This window comes from Streptomyces sp. 15-116A, from assembly GCF_025290915.1.
Classification (GTDB): domain Bacteria; phylum Actinomycetota; class Actinomycetes; order Streptomycetales; family Streptomycetaceae; genus Streptomyces.
The window spans coordinates 1-1522 of sequence record NZ_JAOCQE010000527.1 but is presented as its reverse complement, the minus strand read 5'-3'; the positions used below and the strand labels follow the sequence as shown (position 1 = coordinate 1522).

Below are 1522 nucleotides of genomic sequence, written 5' to 3'. Positions count from 1 at the left end.
GGGCGTCCTTGGCGGCGGTGGTCACCGCGAACTGGGCCGGGGACAGGCGGCCGTCGAGGATGAGGCCGGCCTTGGCGTGCAGATAGCCCATGTCGAGGGGGCCGCCCGCGACGAGGCCGAGGAAGTCGGCGGGTTCGACGTCGAGGGCCTGGGCCAGGGCGAGGGCCTCGCCCACGGCCGAAGTGGCGGCCAGTACCCAGCTGTTGGCCACCAGTTTCAGCCGGGTCGCGCTGCCCGCCGCCCCGTCCTCGCCGGTCCACACCGTGCGGGCGCCGACGGCGTCGAACACGGGCGTCACCGTGTCCCTGCCCTCGGCCGGGCCGGCGGCGAGGACGGTCAGCTGCCCGGCCTCGGCGGGCCGGCGCGTGCCGAGGACGGGGGCGTCGTAGAAGAGCAGGCCGTGTTCACGCGCGAATTCGGCCAGTTCGGCGACGCCTTCGAGCCCGGCCGTCGTGGACTGCACCCAGGCGGCGGAGCGGCGCAGGGCGGGCGCCGCCTTGCGCATCGTCTCCAGGGTGGCCGGGCCGTCGTACAGCATGGTGAGCACGACGTCGGCGGAGTCGACCGCGTCGGCCGGGGTGTCCGCGATCCGAACGCCGTCGGCGGCCAGGGGTTCCGCCTTGGCGCGGGTGCGGTTCCAGGCCTGGACGGTGTGGCCGGCCCGGGCGAGGTTGCGGGCCATCGCCGCGCCCATGATGCCGGTGCCCAGGACGCTCACGGTGAGCTTGTCGGTCATGACCTCGGCTCTCTGTCGTCACGGTCGGTGGGGTGCCCGTGAGTCGCGGGACGTCGCACGGGATTCGTCAGGTGCTCCGGATCATTGTGCGCGGACGGCGGTGCGTCGGCGCGCTCGTTCCGGCATACGGCGCCGCTCCCGGCCGTGGGCTACGCGAGCGCCGCGAGCGGGTCGTCCAGGACCGGCTGCCAGGCCAGTTCCGCGGCGCCCACCAGGCTGTTGTGGTCCAGGGTGCAGGGAAGGATCGGGACGCCGCCGCTGCGGCCCCACAGGCTGCGGTCGGCGACGACGGCGCGCAGCCGCTCGGGGTCGGCCTGCAGGAGGGTGCGGTGCAGTCCGCCGAGGATGATCCGGTCCGGGTTGAGGATGTTCACCAGTCCGGCGAGGCCAAGACCGAGGCGGTCGATGAGGGCCTGGGTGGCGGTACGGACGGCGGGATCGTCGTAGTGGCCGCGGATCAGTTCCTCGGCCTGCTTCAGCAGGGACATCTCGGGGCCCGGGGCGCGTCCGGCCGCGGTGAGCAGGGCCAGCGGGTCCGCCTCGACGTCCAGGCAGCCGCGGCTGCCGCAGTGGCAGGGGCGGCCCTCGGGGTTGACGGTGAGGTGGCCGACCTCCAGGGCGAGACCCGAACTGCCGCTGTGCAGGCGCCCGTCGAGGACCAGCGCGCCGCCGACGCCCCGGTGCCCGGTGGCCACGCACAGCAGGTCACGCGAGCCGCGCCCGGCGCCGTGCCGGTGTTCGGCGAGGGCGGCGAGGTTGACGTCGTTGGCGGCGAAGGCGGGCCCG

The 1522-nt window shown here is 75.0% G+C and carries 2 protein-coding genes; both read right to left on the bottom strand.

Annotated features, from left to right (window positions below; genetic code table 11):
- Positions 1-736, bottom strand: a 736-nt coding sequence (locus N4P33_RS35150) for an NAD(P)-dependent oxidoreductase (RefSeq protein WP_260830968.1), incomplete at its 3' end; no start/stop codon positions are given.
- Positions 737-885: 149 nt separating this feature from the next.
- A partial coding sequence (locus tag N4P33_RS35145; RefSeq protein ID WP_260830967.1) for an ROK family protein occupies positions 886-1522 on the bottom strand: 637 nt, incomplete at its 5' end.